This window comes from Chelativorans multitrophicus, from assembly GCF_011317445.1.
In the GTDB taxonomy this organism is placed as follows: Bacteria; Pseudomonadota; Alphaproteobacteria; order Rhizobiales; family Rhizobiaceae; genus Chelativorans; species Chelativorans multitrophicus.
This window is the reverse complement of record NZ_JAAAPL010000001.1, coordinates 1,154,566-1,173,489: the sequence shown is the minus strand read 5'-3', so window position 1 is coordinate 1,173,489 and position 18,924 is coordinate 1,154,566. Positions and strand designations below refer to the sequence as shown.

Below are 18,924 nucleotides of genomic sequence, written 5' to 3'. Positions count from 1 at the left end.
TAAGTTGACCAGTTGTACGCGGCGCCTTACCCTACGCAAGAACGCTGGTGAAGCGGCAGGGGCCTGTGACGAACGTTTTTTCCAGGATAGAGCATACCCGCACGGCAGACTCCGTCGTGTACCAGATCGAGGCATTGATCCTCGAGGGTGTGCTGCGCGATGGCGATCGCCTCCCCGGTGAGCGCGAATTGGCGACCCAGATGGATGTGTCGCGGCCGATCCTGCGTGATGCGCTCAAGGTCTTGGAGGGGCGCGGGCTTCTGGCGACGCGGCCCGGCGGCGGCACGCATGTGGCCAATGTGGTGGGCGAGGTGTTCGCGAAACCCATGCGCGAGCTTATAGCTAGCCATCCCAAGGCCACGGCCGATTATCTGGAATACCGGCGGGAGATCGAAGCCGTGGCGGCGGAACTGGCGGCAACGCGCGCGACGGAGGCCGACAAGGCGCTGCTTTCCAGAATCGTGACGCGCATGGAGGAGGCGCATGCCTCTCGCGATCCCGCGATAGAAGCCGAAATCGATGTTGAATTCCACAACGCGGTAGGTGAGTGCGCGCACAACTTCATCCTGCTTCATACGCTGCGCTCCTGTTATCGCCTGTTGGCGGAAGGCGTGTTCTACAGCCGTGCCCGCATTTACCACCTGCCGGGCGCGCGCGAGGAACTGCTCGTGCAGCACCGCGCGATTTTCACGGCCATCCACGAGGGTGACCCGGCCGCCGCGCGAAAGGCGGCGGTGGACCATATTTCCTATGTTCAGAAGGCGAGCGCGGAAGCCGAGCTCACCGATGAAAGAGAGCGTGTAGCCGGCCTTCGCCTGCTCCATCGGTCCGACGCGCAGGCTCTTGCCCGGCAAACCGGACCGAAAACCTCCCGCACAAAGCGCTCGGCCGCTGCTGACCGTGAGATAGGGTGATCTATTGCAAGAAGATGTGAAGAAGAAGAACCCCCGCGTGGGCCTGTTTGTGACCTGCCTTGTCGATCTCTTCCGGCCGACGGTGGGGTTCGCATCCGTCAAACTCCTGGAGGATGCAGGCTGCGAGGTGGAGGTGCCGATGGCACAGACCTGCTGCGGCCAGCCCGCGTACAATTCCGGCGACCGTTCCGACACGATCGAGATTGCCAAAAACACGATCGAGACCTTTGAAGGGTACGACTATGTCGTGGCGCCTTCCGGCTCCTGCGCGGGCATGTTGAAGAAGCATTATCCCGGTCTCTTCAAGGGGGATGCTCATTGGGAGGCACGCGCTGCGGCCTTTTCGGCTCGGGTGCACGAGCTGGTGAGCTTTTTGGTCGATGTCATGGGCGTGAAGGATGTCGCAGTCGCCCACGCAGGCAGCGTCACCTATCACGATTCCTGCTCGGGCCTGCGCGAGCTCGGCATACGCGAGCAGCCGCGCCGGCTTCTCTCCTCTATCGCCGGGCTTAAGCTCCAGGAGATGCGGGACGCGGACACCTGCTGCGGTTTCGGCGGCACCTTCTGCGTCAAATATCCGGACATTTCCAACAGGATCGTCGAGGAAAAGACGGCGAATATCAGGGCAACCGGAGCCGAAACGCTGCTTGCGGGCGATCTCGGCTGCCTCATGAACATGGCGGGAAAGCTTCAGCGTCAGGGCGCCGACGTGAAGGTGCGCCATGTGGCCGAGGTGCTCGCCGGCATGGTGGATGGGCCGGCAATCGGGAAGGATAAGCGCTGATGCAGATTACGTCACCGGCCTTCAAGGAAAATTCGCGTCAGGCGCTTTCGGATGCGCAGCTACAGAAGGCGCTCGGCAATGTGCGCTCCGGCTTCATCGACAAGCGCCAGAACTCAATCGACGCATTGCCGGAATTCGACGCCCTGCGCGATTCCGCCCGTGCGATCAAGGACCATACGCTGGCCCATCTCGACCTCTATCTCGAATCATATGAGGAGAAGGTGAAGAAGGCGGGCGGCTATGTACACTGGGCCGAGACCGCGGCGGACGCCCGCAACATCATCCTCGAGATCTGCCGTTCCGCCGGCGCTCGTACGGTGACCAAGGGCAAGTCCATGATCACCGAGGAGATCGGGCTCAACGAATTTTTGGAGAAGGAAGGCGTCCGTCCGGTCGAAACGGATCTGGGGGAATATATTATCCAGCTTCGCGGCGAGCATCCGAGCCACATCATCGCTCCCGCCGTGCATCTTACCCAAGAGCAGGTCGAGGCCGACTTCCGCCGCGTTCATGATCATCTTCCGGTCGCCCGCGACCTGTCCGAGCCGGAATCGCTCCTGGCTGAGGCGCGGCGCGTGCTCCGCTATCGATATTTCCAGGCGGATGTCGGCATCACCGGCGCCAATTTCCTGGTGGCGGAGACCGGCAGTTCCATCATCGTCACCAATGAAGGCAACGGCGACCTCACGCAGATCCTGCCGCGCGTGCATGTCGTCGTGGCGTCGATCGAGAAGATCTTGCCGACATTGGAGGATGTGGGGCAGATCCTTCGCGTGCTTGCCCGTTCGGCCACGGGACAGGACATGAGCGTCTACACCACCGTCTCCACAGGCCCACGGCGCCCGGGCGATCCGGATGGGCCGGAGGAGTACCATGTGGTACTGGTCGACAATGGCCGGTCTTCGATGCTTGGAACGGAGTTTCAGGACATGCTGCGCTGCATTCGCTGCGGCGCCTGCATGAACCATTGCCCGGTCTATCACGCGGTCGGCGGACATGCCTATGGCTGGGTGTATCCGGGGCCCATGGGCGCGGTTCTCACGCCATCGCTCGTCGGCGTGGAAAAAGCGGGGCATCTGCCCAACGCCTCCACCTTTTGCGGCCGCTGCGAATCCGTCTGCCCCATGCGAATCCCGCTGCCCAAGATGATGCGCCACTGGCGAGAGCGCGAATTCTCGCGCGGCCTCAATCCCGCCACGCAGCGCTATGGGCTGCGCGCCTGGGCGATGGTCGCCAAGCGGCCGAAGCTTTACCGGTTCGCAACGTCCATAGGCATTCCCCTGCTGTCGTTCTTCAAAGGCCGGAAAGGCAGTTTCCATTACCTGCCGCTTGCCGGCGGCTGGACCCGCCACCGCGAGTTGCCGGCGCCTGAAGGCCGCACCTTTATGCAGCAGTGGCGCGATCGCGATGTGCGGAAGCAGGAGGCAGTTGCATGAGCGGGAGGGAGGCAATTCTGAACAAGGTACGTGCTGCCATAGGGGCATCCCCCGACGATACGGCGCGCGCCAGGATTGTGAAGAAAAGGCTAGCGAAGCCGCCATTGGGCGTGATCCCCGCGCGCGGCCAGTTGCCCGAAAAGGATCGCATCGCGCTCTTCTGCCAAATGGCGGCGAAGGTCTCCGCCAGTGTCGAGCGGGTGAAGAAGCCAGGCGATGTGCCGAAGGCTGTCGCCGCCTATCTGCGCTCCAGGAATTTGCCTGCCTCCGTTCGCATGGGGGTGGATGAGCGGCTCGAAGCAATGTCCTGGAAGTCTCTGAAGTCGCTGGAGGTAAAGCATGGGCCCGCGGACGCTGACGACGAGGTTGGCGTCAGCCATGCCGTGGCGGGCGTGGCGGAAACCGGCACGGTCGTCCTGCACTCCGGCGCAGCCAATCCGACCACTGTGAATTTCCTCCCGGAGCACCATATCGTGGTGGTGGACGCAAAGGATATCGCCGGAGATCTGGAGACCGCTTTTGCCGGAATCCGGCAAACATTCGGGAAGGGCATGATGCCGCGCACCGTGAACCTTGTTACGGGACCGTCCCGTTCGGGCGACATACAGCAGAAATTGCTGCTCGGCGCTCACGGGCCGCGGGCGCTGCATCTCATTGTGGTCGATGGCGGCTGATGGGACTCATTTCGATGTTGCGCAAACGCCCCCGGGAATGCGCATCTACGCAGTGGGGGACATCCATGGCCGCCACGATCTCATGGCCGAGATGCATCGCCGCATCATGGCCGAGATCATTGAGGAAAAACCCGCGGACTGGCGGATAATCTATCTGGGCGATTATGTTGACCGCGGTCCCGCCTCGCGGCAGGTGCTTGAACTCCTCTCCCGCTCGATAAAGGCCGATTCCCGGGTCATGGCGCTTGCCGGGAACCACGATCTCGGCTTCCTCGCTTTTTTGGCGCAGCCGCGCGCGCAGGGTCTCTTCGCAAACAATGGCGGCGACGCGACTGCGCGGTCCTACGGGGTCGAACTGAGCTTTACCTCACGCGAGGCGCTTTTGCGCGGCCATGCGGCATTGATGGAAGCCATGCCGCAGGAGCACCTGGATTGCCTGCAGGGACTGAAGCTTTCCGCAAGCTTCGGCGACTTCTTCTTTTGTCACGCGGGCATCAGGCCGGGTGTTCCGCTCGACGCCCAAAGCGCCGAGGACCTGATCTGGATCCGCGAACGCTTCCGCCACGATCCTACCCTGCACCCAAAGATCGTGGTGCACGGCCACACGCCGATGCCCGAGCCTGAAATCATGCCGAACCGGGTGAATTTGGACACGGGAGCCTGGTACTCAGGCCGGCTGACCGCGATGATGTTCGAAGGAAGCCGGAAACGGCTTCTGGAGGTGGCCGGTTAGGGCACAGTCCCGAAGCCGGCAGACGCTTTGGGCAATATCGTGCGGATAAAGATCGTAAGGACCCATCGCCCTTTAACGGGCAAAGTCGCTGATGCCGTAGCCGTCCGTCGTATAGTAGCTTCCAGAGGCAGTCGCGGCATAAATGCCTGCTCCACTCGCCATAACCGCGGTGAGCAACATCAGCGAAAGGATTGTAGCGCGCATGAGGCTCATCTCATTTCCGATCCAGTTAATGTAAAAAGCCCAGGTTACCAATTGGTTCCCCCTCCGGGCTCAGCTTGGTGGGGTGAAAAATCTCGGCGCGCCAGATGAGCTTTCGCCCGAAAACTTGCAATAGGCTGCTTATGGTTACATCACAGATTCCTGTGGGTGTTGCTCTTTTGCAGCGGTCATGTTCGGCCGGCGAGGATGGGATTGATCACCACCCGCGATGCGTTCCAATGTAGCCTCAGGCCGAGGACGAAAATGCCCCTGCAAAACCGTGTAACGCCTTTGGGAACAGTCGAAGCTGTAGCCGCGCGGGGGCTGTTCACCGGCAATCGCGGCGTCATCCACGATCCAGAAACCAGAACCCTTCTGAGGCGGCGCTGGTCCACGAGAGCATGGATCATCTGCGAGTGCGATTTCCGGGGGCGCCGCCGCGATGTAATGGGCCGTAACAGCCGGTACGGCACAGCCGGCTGGACAGAACTCTTCTTCCTTGACGAGGTGACGGCGCTCGCGGCGGGTCACCGCCCCTGCTTCTACTGCCGGCGCAAGCGCGCGGAGGCGTTTGCGCGGGCATTTGCCGAAGGGCAGAGGAAAGAGCGGATTTCCGCATGTGAGATGGACACGCTCCTCCACGGGAAGCGCCGGGCATCCGGTGGAAGGCCCATCCCGGTTTCCGAGGGCGGCGCGCCGCTTCCCGACGGAGCCATGTTCGAAGCCCACGGGCAGGCCTTTGCTTTACGCGGCGGCAAGCTTCTGCCTTGGGGCTTCAATGGCTATGCCGAACCTCGTGCGCCACGGGATGCCGGCCCGGAATACACCTTGATCACGCCGCTTGCGACAGTGGCGGCTTTGCGGGCGGGCTATCGCCCGGTCTGGCATTCCTCTGCCGGCTCTTGACCAGGCAAAGGCTTCAGAGGCATCAAGCGCCCATGCGGGCGAATTACAAAATGCAGCGGCTCTACTTGCCGGAGGACCTTTCAAAAGGGGCGGAGGTCGAGACCACGCGCGAGCAGGCCCATTATCTTGGCAACGTCCTGCGTATGCGCGGAGGGGCCGAACTGCTCGTTTTCAATGGCCGACATGGCGAGTGGTTGGCCGAGGTGAAGGAGATTTCGAAGAAATCGGCTTTGCTTGCCGTCCGCGAGCTTACGCGCGAACAGACGCCGCAGCCGGATATTCTTTATTGCTTTGCCCCGCTTAAGCAGGGCCGGCTGGACTACATGGTTCAAAAGGCCGTGGAGATGGGGGCAGGGATACTGCAGCCGGTCATCACCCAGCACACGCAGATACCGAAGCTTGGCACGGACCGCCTTCAAGCAAATGTGATCGAGGCGGCCGAGCAGTGCGGCATCCTATCCATTCCGCTGGTACGGGAGCCGGTGAAGCTTGATGTTTTGCTTTCCCGTTGGGAGGAGGGGCGGCGCCTCGTCTTCTGCGATGAGGATGCGCCGGGCCAGAACCCGTTTCCACGCCTATCCGCCCTGGCAGGCGAGAGACTCGGGCTTCTCGTCGGGCCGGAGGGCGGCTTTTCCGACTCTGAACGCCGCACCCTCCGAAGTCTTGCCTTTGTCGTGCCGATTCCCCTCGGCCCCCGGATTCTGAGGGCGGACACGGCGGCGGTGGCGGCGCTCGCCATCCTCCAGGCGGCTGCCGGCGACTGGCGCGACGAGGCTTGAGCCATCCTTCAGAACTTTTCGCTTGCCTGCCGTTTCGGTCTTCGCCAATGAGGCGGGGCTTCGCATAGTCTGCCGAGGAGAAAATGGCGAGAGACACGACAGACAACAGGCCGATCGAGACGGTCGACGACCTCGTCTCCTATATCGCCGCCGGCTCCAAGCCGAAGAGCTCCTGGCGAATCGGCACCGAGCACGAGAAGTTTCCCTTCTATGTCGATGGTAACCGCCCAGTTCCCTATGAGGGCAATCGCGGCATCCGCGCCCTGCTCGAAGGCATGCAGAGGATCCTCGGCTGGAATCCGATCCTGGACGATGGCCGCATCATCGGCCTCGTGGAGCCTACGGGCCAGGGTGCGATCTCGCTGGAGCCGGGCGGCCAATTCGAACTGTCCGGCGCACCGCTCGAAACCATCCATCAGACCTGCCGCGAGGGCAACGCTCATTTGGCGCAGCTGCGGGAAATCGCAGAGCCGCTAGGCATCCGGTTCCTGGGTCTCGGAGGCAGCCCCAAATGGACGCTTGCCGAGACGCCGCGCATGCCCAAGTCGCGCTACGAGATCATGACGAACTACATGCCCAAGGTCGGCAGCCACGGGCTGGACATGATGTATCGCACCTGCACGATACAGGTGAATCTCGACTTCTCGTCGGAAGCCGATATGCGCCGTAAAATGCAAATTGGCATGCGCCTGCAGCCATTGGCCACCGCGCTTTTCGCCAATTCTCCCTTTACCGATGGCGCGGTCAACGGCTATCAATCCTGGCGCGGGGAAATCTGGCGCGACACGGATGATCAGCGCTCCGGCCTCTTGCCTTTCGTCTTCTCGGACCAGTTCGGCTTTGCCGATTATGTCGAATGGGCGCTCGATGTTCCCATGTACTTCGTTATTCGAGATGGGCGCTATCACGACTGCACCCATGTCACTTTCCGCCAGTTCATGTCTGGCGCGCTTCGGAACACGGTGCCTGACGGCATGCCCACCATGGGCGACTGGACGAACCATCTCTCCACTTTGTTTCCTGATGTGCGCCTGAAGCGCTATCTGGAAATGCGCGGTGCGGATGGCGGTCCATGGCGGCGCATCTGCGCCTTGCCCGCCTTCTGGGTCGGGCTGCTCTATGACGACGCGGCGCTTGATGCGGCCGAGGATCTCACCAAGTTATGGACCTTCGAGGACGTTCAGGCGCTGCGCGATGCGGTGCCGGTCGACGGTCTGTCGGCCACCTTCCGCAACCATCATCTTATCGAGACCGCCCGCGAGGTTCTTGCGATCTCCCGCATGGGGCTTGGCAATCGCGGGTTCAAGAACCGCGAAGGCTTTGATGAGACGGGCTTTCTGAGCCCGCTGGACGAAGTCGTGGCACGCGGAACCACCAGCGCGCAGGAGATGGTCACCGCCTACCATACGCGCTGGGGCGGATCGATCGAGCCGGTCTTCCTTGAACACGCTTATTGAGCGAATAGGGGGTAGCGAGCGGGAATAGGGGCGCCGGGCGGGCTTGTCGCAGTCCCTACTTGCTATTTGCCGCGCCCTATTCGCGTCTGCCTTCGTTGACTTTCTCGGCCTCTCTTCATATAAGCCCGGCACGTTCGGGCTGGCCGCCCGGCGCGCTCTCGTGCGTCCCTGTGCGGTCACTATGCTCCTGTTCGTGATATCGACAGAATGAAGAAGGGCCGCACGCCGCGGTATTAAATAAATGAAGCGCACTTATCAGCCCTCGAAACTTGTCCGCAAGCGCCGCCACGGCTTTCGCGCGCGCATGGCGACCAAAGGCGGCCGCGGCGTGATCGCTGCCCGCCGCAACCGTGGCCGCAAGCGGCTGTCCGCCTGAGGTCCGGTGGGGCCGGGGGCGGTGTCTGGCCGAGCGCAGAGGCAGCACCCGGGGCGGCTCACCAAGCGCGCCGAATTTCTGGCGGTCCAGCGCGGCTTAAAGTTGCGTGGACGGCTTTTTCTGCTCGAACTGCTGGCGCGCGGGGATGACGATCCGCCGCGCGTGGGCATTACGGTGACCAAAAAGGTCGGCAACGCGGTCGAGCGAAACCGCATTCGCCGCCGGCTGCGCGAAGCGGTTCGCGTGCATGCGGCCGATGACATGGCGACCGGCACTGACTATGTGATCGTCGGAAGGCGCGAAATCTTGGACGCGCCGTTCGGAGCGCTGAAGGACGAGCTTTCCCGGCGCATCCGCGGGAACAAACCCGCTCGCACGGGCTAAGGAAACTGATGGAAAACAATCGCAATCTCCTCATCACAATCGCGCTGTCGGTGGTTATCCTGACGCTTTGGCAGGTGTTCTACGTCAACCCGCGCGTCGATGCCCAGCGCGAGGCCGCCCAGATCGAGGCGCAGCGCGCGCAGGAGACTGAGGAGAAACTGGGCACGCAGGGCGCGGATATTCCTGCCCCCGGTGCCACCCCAGGCAGCACGGCGGTCCCCGGTTCCGCAATTCCGCGAACGCAGGTCACCCGCCAGGAGGCACTTGCCGGTGCTGAGCGTGTGACGATCGATACTCCCCGTCTTGCAGGCACCATCAACCTGGCGGGCGCACGTTTGGACGACCTGCTGCTCAAGGATTACAGGGTCACCGTTGACAAGGACTCGCCCAATATCGATTTGCTGGGCCCCGCAGGCCTTCCCGAGGGATATTTTGTCGAGGTGGGTTATACCGGCAATGCGTCGACCGGTGCGGTTCCCGGTCCTGATACCGTCTGGCAGCTGCAGGAGGGCTCGACGCTCTCGCCCGGAAGCCCGGTCACACTGAGCTTCACGAACGACCGCGGCCTCACCTTCCTGCGCACCTTCGCGGTGGACGAAAATTATCTCTTCACGATTACCGATACGATCCGGAACGCGGCCGGCGAGCCGGTCGAGATCCGCAATTACGGCCGCACCACGCGCTTCGGCCAGCCGAAGACGGCCGGCATTTACATCCTGCATGAAGGCTTCATCGGCGTTCTTGGCGAGGAAGGTCTTCGCGAAGTGGATTATTCGACGGCCCAGGAGGATGGGCAGGTTCTGCCCGGCAAGTCCGCCGATGGCTGGCTGGGCATCACCGACAAGTACTGGGCCGTGACCATGGTCCCGCGCGCGCAAAAGGATTTCGAGCCGCGCTTTGCCTATTTCTCGGACGGCCGGGAGCGCTACCAGGCGGATTACCTGACCGATCCGGTCACGGTCGCGCCGGGCGGCGAGGCCAAGATCGAGACGCTCGTCTTCGCCGGGGCAAAGGAGGTGCATGTCGTCGATGCCTATGAGACGCAGCACAACATCCGCCAATTCGAGCTTCTGATCGACTGGGGCTGGTTCTACTTCATCACCAAGCCCATGTTCTACCTGATCGACTGGCTCTTCAGGCTGCTCGGCAATTTCGGTGTCGCCATCCTGGCCACCACCGTCTTCGTCAAGCTCGTCTTCTTCCCGCTCGCCAACAAGTCCTACAAATCCATGGCGAACATGAAGAAGGTTCAGCCGGCGCTGCTCGAGATCCGCGAGAAATATGCGGACGACAAGATGAAGCAGCAGCAGGCGATGATGGAGCTCTACAAGAAGGAGAAGATCAACCCGCTCGCGGGCTGCTGGCCGATCCTTATCCAGATCCCGGTCTTTTTCGCGCTCTACAAGGTGCTTTACGTGACGATCGAGATGCGTCACGCGCCCTTCTTCGGCTGGATTCAGGACCTGTCGGCGCCGGACCCGACGACGATCTTCAACCTCTTTGGATTGCTGCCTTTCGATCCGTCGCAGGTTCCTGTCTTTGGACCGTTCCTGATGCTGGGCGTCTGGCCGATCATCATGGGCATCACCATGTTCCTGCAAATGCGCATGAACCCGACGCCGCCGGATCCAACGCAGGCCATGATCTTCAACTGGATGCCGGTAATCTTCACCTTCATGCTGGCGACCTTCCCAGCCGGCCTGGTGATCTACTGGGCATGGAACAACCTGCTCTCCATCATCCAGCAGGGCGTGATCATGAAGCGCCAGGGCGCCAAGATCGAGCTGTGGGACAATATGGTGAACCTGTTCCGGCGAAAGCCGAAACCGGCGGAATAAAAGATCGGCGAGGCCCGCTTCATTCGGCGGGCCTTCCTTTTCGCACAGGCTTGCCTTTGCGGATTTCCCCTTGTCCGCCCGTGTTGTATAAAAGGGCGCAAGTCATTGGGTTGTCGATAAAATGATCACCTGAGGGGGACCGTATTCCTCGCACGTCGTCCGGGACAAGGTCCATCCCGGTGCTCCTTGGGGCGAGCGCGCAAACGCCGCTTTCCATCTGGCGATCACGGAGAATTCCCATGCATGGACCCAAACCCGAACTCAAGCACCCTATCCAGATGCATCCCCGCGTCGGCTTCCTCAAGCCGCTGGTCGATGCGCCCAACGTCGAGATCGGCGAATACACCTACTATGACGACCCGGAAGGGCCGGACCAGTTCGTCGAGAAATGCGTGCTGCACCACTACGAATTCATCGGCGACAGGCTGATCATCGGCCGCTTCTGCGCCATAGCGGAAGGCGCGCGCTTCATTATGAACGGTGCCAACCACATGCTCTCTGGTTTCTCGACCTATCCCTTCAACATCTTCGGCCAAGGCTGGGAGGAAGGTTTTGATCAGGAGAGCTGGCGCCGTGAGGTTCGTGGCGACACGGTGGTGGGCAACGACGTGTGGATCGGCTTCGACGCGGTCATCATGCCGGGTGTGAAGATTGGGGACGGCGCTATCGTCGGTGGGCGGGCGGTTGTCACGCACGACGTTCCCGCCTATGCGGTCGTCGCGGGGAATCCGGCCAAGGTGATGAAGATGCGTTTTGACCCGACGACGATAAGGCGCCTGCAGGCGATCGCCTGGTGGAATTGGCCGGCGGACAAGATCACGCGCAATCTCGATGCCCTTCGCGGCCACGACCTCAAGCGTCTGGAGGCGGCCGAGTGACCACGGGCGCGGATGCAGCCACAGAGCGGCAAGACAAACCGGGCGGCAAGCTTTTTATCCGCCCGTGGATCTTCATCCGCGGCGTGCCGGCGATGAAGTTCCTGCCGCCCGAAGGGCCACCCGAGGTGGCCTTCGCCGGCCGCTCGAATGTCGGCAAGTCCTCACTCATCAACGGCCTCGTGGGGCGGAAGGGCCTTGCCCGTACCTCCAATACGCCTGGCCGCACCCAGGAGCTCAACTATTTCGTGCCGGAAGGCTATAGCGGAGAGGCGGGGGACCTTCCGCCCATGGCGCTCGTAGACATGCCGGGCTACGGCTTCGCCAAGGCCCCGAAAGCCCAGGTCGACGCGTGGACGAAGCTGGTCTTCGATTACCTGCGCGGGCGGGTGACGCTGAAGCGCGTCTATCTTCTCATCGATGCACGTCACGGAATAAAGAAGATCGACGAGGAGGTGATGGATCTCCTCGATTCCGCAGCGGTTTCCTATCAGATCGTATTGACCAAGGCGGATAAGATCAAATCGCCGGCTGTGACAAAGCTGGTGGCCGAAACCGGCCAGAAGATTGTCAAGCGGCCGGCCGCTTTTCCCGAAGTGATTGCCACCTCGTCGGAAAAGGGGGAAGGGCTGGAGGAATTGCGCGCCGCAATCGTGCACGCTGTGACGGCTGGCTAAAGTTTCCGTCGGTCGCCGCGCGTCACCCGCTTTGCGTCTCTGCCGGCCTGAAGGCGAGCGCCAACCCATTTAGGCAATGGCGCTTTCCGGTGGGCGGCGGACCATCCTCGAAGATGTGGCCGAGATGCCCGCCGCAGCGCCGGCAATGGCACTCGGTTCGTGTCATGAAGAAGGAATTGTCCTCCTTCGTGCCGATGGCATTGGGCAGAGATTCCCAGAAGCTCGGCCAGCCCGTGCCGGACTCGTATTTCGCCGCGGACGAATACACCGGCAGGTCGCAGCCGGCGCAATGGAACATGCCGGCCCGTTTCTCCTCGTTCAACGGGCTGCTGAACGCGGGCTCAGTATCCTCTTCCCGCAATACGGCATATTGCTGCGGCGTTAGGATCCTGCGCCATTCCTCCTCGGTCTTCGTGATCTCGAATTCCTCCGCGGAGGCGTCCGCGCCGGGGCGGCCGCGCAGGACGAATGCACCGCCCCCGAGGGCGACGATCGCACCGGCGCTGCCCAAGAGAAAATTGCGACGTCTCATCGTTTCTCCTCCGTCTCTCCTGAGAGTAGGGGAGGCGAAGCCAGGCGGCAAATCAAGGGCGCGTGAGCGGTCGGCGTCACTTCGTCATTTGCGCTCGTGATTGAATGCGATATGAGACGTGCGGTCCTATCGAAGCCCGGGCGAAGAGCATGACGGAAATCACCGAAACCGCTGAGGCGCAGGCCGCCCTCCTTTCGGCGGCGCTGCCTTACATGCAGCGTTACGAGAACAAGACCGTGGTCATCAAATATGGTGGCCATGCAATGGGCGACATCGCGCTCGGCCGCGCCTTCGCCCGCGACGTGGCGCTGCTGAAGCAGTCCGGCGTGAATCCGATCGTCGTCCATGGAGGCGGCCCGCAGATCGGCGACATGCTGAAGCGGATGGGCATCGAATCCAAATTCGAGGGCGGCCTGCGCGTCACCGACCAGAAAACGGTCGAGATCGTCGAAATGGTGCTAGCGGGCTCCATCAACAAGGAGATCGTGGCCCTCATCAACGCCGAGGGCGAATGGGCGATCGGTCTCTGCGGCAAGGACGGCAACATGGTCTTCGCCGAGAAAGCGCGGAAAACCGTGGTGGATCCGGATTCCAATATCGAGCGCGTGCTCGATCTCGGGTTTGTCGGCGAGCCGGTGGAGGTGGACCGTACGCTGCTCGATCTGCTCGCCCGCTCCGAAATGATCCCGGTGCTTGCGCCTGTCGCGCCAGGCCGCGACGGCTACACCTACAACATCAACGCCGACACATTTGCCGGCGCCATTGCCGGCGCGGTCAAGGCGAGCCGTCTGCTTTTCCTTACCGACGTGCCGGGCGTGCTCGATCGCGACAAGAAGCTGATCAATGAACTGACGGTTTCGCAGGCCCGCGCGCTCATCAAGGACGGAACCATCTCCGGCGGCATGATCCCGAAGGTGGAGACCTGCATCGAAGCCATTCAGCGGGGCGTTGAAGGCGTGGTCATCCTCAACGGCAAGACGGCCCATTCGGTGCTTTTGGAACTGTTCACGGAGCACGGGGCGGGAACGCTGATCGTCCCATGAAGGTGAACCGGCGTTACGCCGCGGCGCGTGAGCCGGCCACCACTGTGTTACGGCCGCGCCGCTTGGCCTGATAGAGCCGCTGGTCGGCCTCGCCCATGATCTCGGAAAAGCCCGCCCCGGTGCGCGCCGCCACCACGCCGATGCTGACGGTGAGTGGAATGGGTTCTGTTCCATCCGGCGCGAAGTGCGTTTTCTCGACCGCCGCGCGGATTTCTTCGGCAAGCTTTCGCGCCTCGATGAGGCTGCAAGAGAAGGCGAAGACGCCGAACTCTTCTCCGCCGAGGCGTCCGATCGCATGCATCTGCCCGCTGGCGCCGCGAATGGCTCCGGCGATTTCGATGAGCGCGAGATCTCCCGCCAGATGCCCGAACGTATCGTTGATCTGCTTGAATCTATCGGCATCGATCAGGATGAGGCAGCCGCGGCCCTCGCTCACGCGGGTCTCTTCGACCGAGGCTATGAAGGCGCTGCGGTTCAATAGTCCCGTCATATCGTCTAGCCGCGCGCGTTCCGCCAGTTTTTGATGCATGGCCGCAAGCTCGTTATGAGCAGCTTCCAGCGCCTTGTGCGCTTCTGCGATCTTGAGCTTCTGGCTGTATGTAAAGGCGCTTGCGGGGAAGGCGATGACGAGCGGGCAAACCACGCACATCGCGGCCGCGAAAAAATCCAGGTCGCTGCCCACGGCCTTTAGCGCCGCCCAGCAGATGGCCAGGGAGACGGCGATGGAAATGAACGAGGCCACCGAAGCGTGGTAGAAGACCCTCTTCATCACGGAATCCGCATGACCTTCGGCAACCGAATTTCGTGTTGTTCGCTTATTGAGGGTTTGGAACCCCGCCGCGAAACCTGCCATAAAGAGGCCATGACAAACCGCCCCGATCCCGCCCGATTCGCCCATGTCACCGATTGGGTCTTTGATCTAGACAATACTCTCTACCCGCGCCACAGCAACCTGTTCTCGCAAATCGACCTGAAGATGACGGCATATGTGTCCAAGCTTCTTCATATGCCGAGCGACGAGGCGCGCAAGCTGCAAAAGGAGCTTTACCGGGAATACGGGACTACACTGCGTGGATTGATGGAACGTTATTCGGTCGACCCGGACGATTTTCTCGAACAGGTGCATGACATAGACTATTCCTGGATCAAGCCGGATCCCTTGCTCGGAGAGGCGATCCGCTCACTGCCTGGCCGGAAATTCATTTTCACCAACGGCAATCGGGGCCATGCGGAGCGCGCGGCGCGGCAATTGGGTGTTCTTGAGCATTTCGAGGATATTTTCGACATCGTCGCGGCAGGGCTAAGGCCGAAGCCGGCCAAGGAGAGCTACGATCTCTTCCTCGCGCTTTATACCGTGATGGGTCCCAATTCAGTGATGTTCGAGGACCTTGCGCGAAACCTGACCGTGCCCAAGGAGCGCGGCATGACGACGGTGCTCATCGTGCCAAGTAACCTGGAGCCCACCTACTCGGAGATATGGGAGCAAGATCTGGGCCATGCGGATCACGTAGACTATGTCACCGATGATTTGACCGGTTTTCTAACCGCTATCCGGTCCTGACCCTTTGGGCCGGGCCGCCCGTCGCTTATGATGGAGCGCCGCCAGTCCATCGGTTCTTCCGTGTTGGTTTTCTCAGATGCGCCTGAAAGATCGTCGACGCCGAGTTCGCGCTTGAGCCGCTCGGCGGGGCTTTCCTCGTGTTTGGTCGGATGGCCGAGATCGAGACTTTGCTGCTCGTTCATAAGGTCGTCGTCGGGAACGCTACGGGGCATCGAAAGCTCCTTTTTCATTCTCAACGCATGAGCGGTCATGGCCGTTCCCGAAGCGAAGGGGCCGGCAAGCGCCGGCCCCTTGCCTCAGGTTAGTGCTGGTGCGCCCCACCGCCGCCGCGGCCGGTGCTGGCCGGAAGAACGGGAAGGCTCAGCTCCACCCTGCCGGCTTTCTCGAATTCGAGCGTGACGGGCACCTCGGCGCCTTCGGCGAAGGGTGTTTCGACATCGAAGAACATGAGATGGAGACCGCCGGGCTTGAGCGATACGCTTTCGCCGGCCGGGACTTCGAGCCCGCCTTCGACGGGCCGCATTTCCATGACCTCGCCTTTCATCTCCATCATATGAATCTCGACCTTGCCGGCCGCGGGCGAGGTGACGGCGAGGAGCCTGTCGGGCTCGGCGCCCTCGTTGCGGATGGTCATATAGGCCCCGCCGGTGGGCTGGCCGGGCAGCATGGCGCGAGCCCAGGGCTCGGAGATCCGGACGTCTCCGGCAGAGATTGCGGCCGCGCCGTGATGATGTCCTTCCGCCGCGCTTTCGGCCGCGGCGATTGTCACGAAGGGTGCCGGATACTCGAGCGCATGAGGGTCCTGCCCTGGCGCTGGCTCCTCCACCCAGGCGTTTTTACCGCCCGAGGGACAGGTCTGGACGGTCTTGAAATAGAGGCGCTGACCGGCTTCGACATTCGCCAGCCTGCCGCGCACCGCGAACTCGTCATAATGCTCGTCGGCGAGGCTGCCGCCGGACCAGGTGATCGCCACCGGCCCCGAGGAGACCTCGTTTCCGTGGAGATCATAGGCTCTGGCATAATTGCCCTCTTCGATCGCGATCGACCAGCCGGGCTTCGGCACGGGCTTTGCATCGATGAAGCCTTCCGGAAGCTCGACTCGAACGGAAATGGTCGGCTCGCCGCCGCAGCCATGGGGAATGCTGAGAACGGCCTTGTAAGTGCCGGGAGCGGCCTGCTGCTGCTCCAGCGAGACATGGGCCGTGGCCAGGGATGGGAATATGGCAAGAGCTGCCGCCGAAATGGCGAGATTGAAATAGCGCATGAGAAATCCTTTCCAAATTGCGTGGGGAACGAACGGCCGGTGCCGTAACCTCACGCGGAAAGGGGAGGGGCGCGGATCGAGGGAGGGGAGGTTTCGCCCGGAGAACCGGGGAGAGAGATCAGCCCCGGACTGAGCTTCCGGCCCGAAAGCGGCAGTGAAAAGGTGAGAGCCGGGATCTGCCCTGGAGCGGCGAGGCTCACGGCGCCGGCGCAGAGATGTCCCGTGGGGCAGAGCGGGCAATCCGGCCCCTGCCTTTGGTGATCCGCGGGAGCACCCGAGGAATGATCGCCGATACAGAGGATGCGCAGGTCGGCAAATGCCGCGTTCTCCGCCGCAATGACCGGCTGCAGCATGCTGATGAGGATCGCCAGCGCGCCGACCAGGGCGAACAGGCCGCGGTCGCGCCTCAACGTCTCGAACCAGCTTGGCTGCGATCCTTGCATGGATGGACCCTACAGCGCCATGCGCCCTTCGGGGCGTTGTAAAATATCGAATATATGCATTTGATGCTTTCCGAAAACCGATTTCGGTCTTCGGGCCCATGCTCTAGCCGATCGGATCCGATCTCGCCAGCAATTCCTCCTGCGACATGCCGGCGCGCGATTTGATTCGGGGACGGTCAGGAGTCTTCTGCGAGATCGTAGAAATCCGCGATATGTCCCCAGGCCTCCTCTGCGGTTTCGGCATAGCTGATGAGCTCCGCGTCGCCGGGGGAAATGGTGCCTTGCTCGGCGAGGAAGGGGAGGTTGATGGCTTGCTCCCAGAACTCCTGGCCGAAGAGGATGACCGGAACGCGCTCCATGCGGCCTGTCTGGATCAGCGTCAGCGCCTCGAACAATTCATCCATTGTGCCGAACCCGCCGGGGAAGACGGCGATGGCTTTCGCGCGCATCATGAAATGCATTTTGCGGATCGCGAAATAGTGGAAGTTGAAGCAGAGCTCCGGCGTCACATAGGCATTGGGCGCCTGCTCGTGGGGCAGGACGATGTTGAGGCCGATCGTGGGCGCGCCGCAATCGACCGCGCCGCGATTGCCGGCCTCCATGACGCCTGGACCGCCGCCGGTCACCACCACATATTCGCGGAACTGGGACTTCGCCGATTGCTCCGAGCACAGGCGCGCGAATTTGCGCGCCTCGGCATAATAATGGCTGTTTTTCTCCAGGTTCTGCTTCTGGGTTTCGTTCTTGGCCGCCCAGGCCTCGCCGCCCGGCTCCGGAATGCGCGCTCCACCAAAGAGGATGACGGTCGACCGGATTCCACGTTCGGCAAGCGCCATTTCCGGCTTCAGAAGTTCAAGCTGCAGGCGCACGGGCCTGAGCTCTCGCCGTGTCATGAACCGCTCGTCATCCCAGGCAAGCCGGTAGGTTTCCGAACGCGTCTGCGGCGTGTCCGGCACGCTTCGTGCCCGTTGCAGATCTTCGTCCGAGTGTGGAAGCGGCGTCCAGCCTGATTTATCGTGCGGGTTCATATCCCCATCCTGTCATTCTGCGCACCCCATCGCGCTTGCTGCGATTGACCCACCCCGGCGCTTCGCATAGGTTCCGCGCCGGTGCCGGTCCGGCACATCCCAATGGTTGTTCTAGCCTATTGGGCAGCTCTTAACACCTCATGTAGCGGAGGCATTTCGCTGATGAAGACTTCCGACATCGCCGCGCTCGAACAGACGGTCGAAAAGGCTTTCGAAAACCGTGATTCAGTCAATACGGAAACGCGCGGCGAAATCCGCGAAGCCGTAGAGGCCGCGCTCGACCTGCTCGACAGCGGCGGCATGCGCGTCGCCCAACGCGGGGAGGACGGTCAGTGGACTGTGAACCAGTGGCTAAAGAAGGCGGTTCTCCTCTCCTTCCGCTTGAATCCGATGCAGATCATCAAGGGCGGCCCGGGCGATGCGGTCTGGTGGGACAAGGTCTCTTCGAAATTCGACGGCTGGAGCTCGAACGAGTTCGAAAAAGCCGGGTTTCGCGCCGTGCCGAACTGCATCGTGCGCCGCTCGGCCTATATCGCGCCGGGCGCAGTGCTGATGCCTTCATTCGTCAATCTGGGAGCCTATGTGGGCCGCAACACCATGGTCGACACCTGGGCGACCGTCGGCTCCTGTGCGCAGATCGGTGAGAACGTTCACCTTTCGGGCGGCGTGGGCATCGGCGGCGTTCTGGAGCCCATGCAGGCTGGACCGACCATCATCGAGGACAACTGCTTTATCGGCGCGCGCTCGGAAGTGGTGGAAGGCTGCATCGTGCGCGAGGGCTCGGTTCTCGGCATGGGCGTCTTTATCGGCAAGTCCACCAAGATCGTCGACCGGGAGACCGGCCAGATCTTCTATGGCGAGGTGCCGCCCTATTCGGTGGTGGTGGCGGGCACGATGCCCGGCAAGACCATGGCCAATGGCGAGCCTGGGCCAAACCTCTACTGCGCCGTGATCGTCAAGCGCGTGGACGAGAAGACGCGGTCGAAAACCTCAATCAACGATCTCCTTAGGGATTGAGG

At 62.0% G+C, this 18,924-nt stretch carries 23 protein-coding genes; 16 read left to right on the top strand and 7 right to left on the bottom strand.

Features of this window, described 5'->3' with window-relative positions; genetic code table 11:
• The first annotated feature begins 65 nt into the window (after positions 1-65).
• The 5 genes from GNP00_RS05720 to GNP00_RS05700 are packed head-to-tail and all read left to right on the top strand — an operon-like array spanning position 66 to position 4,541.
• A complete protein-coding gene (locus GNP00_RS05720) occupies positions 66-914 on the top strand; it encodes an FCD domain-containing protein (protein ID WP_041545021.1) in 849 nt (282 codons plus the stop codon).
• 4 nt (positions 915-918) lie between these two features.
• Positions 919-1,698 (top strand): (Fe-S)-binding protein, encoded by a 780-nt coding sequence (locus GNP00_RS05715; protein ID WP_011579714.1) that lies wholly within the window; start codon positions 919-921, stop codon positions 1,696-1,698.
• Positions 1,698-3,134: a LutB/LldF family L-lactate oxidation iron-sulfur protein gene (locus GNP00_RS05710; RefSeq protein WP_011579715.1), complete on the top strand. Its 1,437-nt coding sequence runs from the start codon at positions 1,698-1,700 to the stop codon at positions 3,132-3,134. The genes GNP00_RS05715 and GNP00_RS05710 overlap by 1 nt, the downstream gene beginning before the upstream one ends.
• Entirely contained in the window at positions 3,131-3,808 is a 678-nt protein-coding gene (locus tag GNP00_RS05705) for a LutC/YkgG family protein (protein WP_011579716.1), read from the top strand. Before GNP00_RS05710 ends, GNP00_RS05705 begins: the two co-directional genes overlap by 4 nt.
• The gene (locus GNP00_RS05700) at positions 3,798-4,541 is read left to right on the top strand and encodes a metallophosphoesterase family protein (protein WP_011579717.1); all 744 of its coding nucleotides are present in this window, start codon (positions 3,798-3,800) and stop codon (positions 4,539-4,541) included. The genes GNP00_RS05705 and GNP00_RS05700 overlap by 11 nt, the downstream gene beginning before the upstream one ends.
• 72 nt (positions 4,542-4,613) lie before the next feature.
• Here the strand turns inward: GNP00_RS05700 and GNP00_RS23555 are convergent, their stop codons facing one another.
• Positions 4,614-4,745: a hypothetical protein gene (locus GNP00_RS23555; protein ID WP_281352104.1), complete on the bottom strand. Its 132-nt coding sequence runs from the start codon at positions 4,743-4,745 to the stop codon at positions 4,614-4,616.
• Between the two features lie 261 nt (positions 4,746-5,006).
• Here GNP00_RS23555 and GNP00_RS05695 point away from each other — a divergent pair, with 261 nt between their 5' ends.
• The 8 genes from GNP00_RS05695 to yihA all read left to right on the top strand — a co-directional run bounded on the left by GNP00_RS05695 (position 5,007) and on the right by yihA (position 12,034).
• A complete protein-coding gene (locus GNP00_RS05695) occupies positions 5,007-5,648 on the top strand; it encodes a hypothetical protein (RefSeq protein WP_011579718.1) in 642 nt (213 codons plus the stop codon).
• A gap of 32 nt (positions 5,649-5,680) precedes the next feature.
• The gene (locus GNP00_RS05690) at positions 5,681-6,427 is read left to right on the top strand and encodes a 16S rRNA (uracil(1498)-N(3))-methyltransferase (RefSeq protein ID WP_011579719.1); all 747 of its coding nucleotides are present in this window, start codon (positions 5,681-5,683) and stop codon (positions 6,425-6,427) included.
• An 83-nt stretch (positions 6,428-6,510) separates the two neighbouring features.
• Positions 6,511-7,884, top strand: coding sequence for a glutamate--cysteine ligase (locus GNP00_RS05685; RefSeq protein WP_011579720.1), 1,374 nt, complete (start codon positions 6,511-6,513; stop codon positions 7,882-7,884).
• A 241-nt stretch (positions 7,885-8,125) separates the two neighbouring features.
• A complete protein-coding gene (rpmH, locus tag GNP00_RS05680) occupies positions 8,126-8,260 on the top strand; it encodes a 50S ribosomal protein L34 (protein WP_011579721.1) in 135 nt (44 codons plus the stop codon).
• 21 nt (positions 8,261-8,281) lie between these two features.
• The gene (rnpA, locus tag GNP00_RS05675) at positions 8,282-8,644 is read left to right on the top strand and encodes a ribonuclease P protein component (RefSeq protein WP_011579722.1); all 363 of its coding nucleotides are present in this window, start codon (positions 8,282-8,284) and stop codon (positions 8,642-8,644) included.
• A gap of 8 nt (positions 8,645-8,652) precedes the next feature.
• Positions 8,653-10,482: a membrane protein insertase YidC gene (gene yidC, locus GNP00_RS05670; RefSeq protein ID WP_011579723.1), complete on the top strand. Its 1,830-nt coding sequence runs from the start codon at positions 8,653-8,655 to the stop codon at positions 10,480-10,482.
• Positions 10,483-10,721: 239 nt separating this feature from the next.
• Positions 10,722-11,360 (top strand): CatB-related O-acetyltransferase, encoded by a 639-nt coding sequence (locus GNP00_RS05665; protein WP_011579724.1) that lies wholly within the window; start codon positions 10,722-10,724, stop codon positions 11,358-11,360.
• On the top strand, positions 11,357-12,034 hold the full coding sequence (gene yihA, locus GNP00_RS05660) for a ribosome biogenesis GTP-binding protein YihA/YsxC (protein WP_011579725.1): 678 nt from the start codon (positions 11,357-11,359) through the stop codon (positions 12,032-12,034). The genes GNP00_RS05665 and yihA overlap by 4 nt, the downstream gene beginning before the upstream one ends.
• Before the next feature lie 22 nt (positions 12,035-12,056).
• On the opposite strand, the gene msrB is transcribed toward yihA, so the two are convergent.
• A complete protein-coding gene (gene msrB / locus GNP00_RS05655) occupies positions 12,057-12,566 on the bottom strand; it encodes a peptide-methionine (R)-S-oxide reductase MsrB (RefSeq protein WP_011579726.1) in 510 nt (169 codons plus the stop codon).
• Positions 12,567-12,715: 149 nt separating this feature from the next.
• Here msrB and argB point away from each other — a divergent pair, with 149 nt between their 5' ends.
• Positions 12,716-13,609: an acetylglutamate kinase gene (argB, locus tag GNP00_RS05650; protein ID WP_041544434.1), complete on the top strand. Its 894-nt coding sequence runs from the start codon at positions 12,716-12,718 to the stop codon at positions 13,607-13,609.
• Between the two features lie 13 nt (positions 13,610-13,622).
• Here the strand turns inward: argB and GNP00_RS05645 are convergent, their stop codons facing one another.
• On the bottom strand, positions 13,623-14,378 hold the full coding sequence (locus GNP00_RS05645) for a GGDEF domain-containing protein (RefSeq protein ID WP_011579728.1): 756 nt from the start codon (positions 14,376-14,378) through the stop codon (positions 13,623-13,625).
• A 93-nt stretch (positions 14,379-14,471) separates the two neighbouring features.
• On the opposite strand from GNP00_RS05645, the gene GNP00_RS05640 reads away from it, so the two are divergent.
• Positions 14,472-15,170, top strand: coding sequence for a pyrimidine 5'-nucleotidase (locus GNP00_RS05640; protein WP_011579729.1), 699 nt, complete (start codon positions 14,472-14,474; stop codon positions 15,168-15,170).
• Here GNP00_RS05640 and GNP00_RS05635 read toward each other — a convergent pair.
• From GNP00_RS05635 to GNP00_RS05620, 4 genes are all read right to left on the bottom strand, one after another.
• A complete protein-coding gene (locus tag GNP00_RS05635) occupies positions 15,122-15,382 on the bottom strand; it encodes a hypothetical protein (RefSeq protein WP_157038007.1) in 261 nt (86 codons plus the stop codon). The genes GNP00_RS05640 and GNP00_RS05635 overlap by 49 nt on opposite strands.
• An 89-nt stretch (positions 15,383-15,471) precedes the next feature.
• Positions 15,472-16,434, bottom strand: a complete 963-nt coding sequence (locus GNP00_RS05630; protein WP_011579731.1) for a copper chaperone PCu(A)C domain-containing protein — start codon at positions 16,432-16,434, stop codon at positions 15,472-15,474.
• 50 nt (positions 16,435-16,484) lie between these two features.
• Positions 16,485-16,877, bottom strand: a complete 393-nt coding sequence (locus GNP00_RS05625) for a hypothetical protein (protein WP_011579732.1) — start codon at positions 16,875-16,877, stop codon at positions 16,485-16,487.
• Positions 16,878-17,053: 176 nt separating this feature from the next.
• Positions 17,054-17,905 carry an LOG family protein gene (locus GNP00_RS05620; protein WP_011579733.1) on the bottom strand — a complete coding sequence of 284 codons (852 nt, stop codon included), beginning with the start codon at positions 17,903-17,905 and terminating at the stop codon, positions 17,054-17,056.
• A gap of 162 nt (positions 17,906-18,067) precedes the next feature.
• On the opposite strand from GNP00_RS05620, the gene dapD reads away from it, so the two are divergent.
• Positions 18,068-18,922, top strand: a complete 855-nt coding sequence (gene dapD / locus GNP00_RS05615; RefSeq protein ID WP_011579734.1) for a 2,3,4,5-tetrahydropyridine-2,6-dicarboxylate N-succinyltransferase — start codon at positions 18,068-18,070, stop codon at positions 18,920-18,922.
• The last annotated feature ends 2 nt before the right edge of the window (positions 18,923-18,924 follow it).